The organism is Stenotrophomonas terrae (genome assembly GCF_001431465.1).
Lineage (GTDB): Bacteria > Pseudomonadota > Gammaproteobacteria > Xanthomonadales > Xanthomonadaceae > Stenotrophomonas > Stenotrophomonas terrae.
This window is the reverse complement of the sequence record NZ_LDJJ01000105.1, coordinates 1-511: the sequence shown is the minus strand read 5'-3', so window position 1 is coordinate 511 and position 511 is coordinate 1. Positions and strand designations below refer to the sequence as shown.

1 protein-coding gene is annotated in these 511 nt (G+C 64.8%); it reads right to left on the bottom strand.

Annotation, left to right across the window (positions count from 1 at the left end):
• Nucleotides 1-17: 17 nt before the first annotated feature.
• Nucleotides 18-511: bifunctional phosphoribosyl-AMP cyclohydrolase/phosphoribosyl-ATP diphosphatase HisIE (gene hisIE / locus ABB27_RS18820; RefSeq protein WP_057630840.1), on the bottom strand; the 494-nt coding region annotated here is incomplete at its 5' end.

Below are 511 nucleotides of genomic sequence, written 5' to 3'. Positions count from 1 at the left end.
GCATGGCTCGGCACTACTTAGCTGGCGGCTTTTTCGGCGGCCTTGGCGTGGCGGTCTTCCAGCACGGCGACGGCATCGTCCAGCGACAGGCCGCGGGCGCGCAGCAATACGATCAGGTGGAACAGCAGGTCGGCCGATTCGCCCAGCAGCTCGTCATCGCGCTGCACGACGCCGGCCAACGCGGTCTCCACGCCCTCTTCGCCCACTTTCTGCGCGATATGGCGTGCGCCCTTCTCGAACAATTTGGTGGTGTAGCTGTTGAGCGGGCGATCATGCTCGCGCTGCTTGATCAAGGCGTCCAGCGCACCGAGGAAGTTGCCCGGTGCTGCGCTGAAACAGCTGCTGCTGCCGGTATGGCAGGTTGGGCCATGCGGACGCACGGTGACCAGCAGCGTGTCGTTGTCGCAATCGCTGCGGATGTCGACCAGATCCAGGTGGTTGCCCGAGGTCTCGCCCTTCATCCACAGGCGCTTCTTGCTGCGGCTGAAGAAGGTGACCTTGCCGCTGGCGC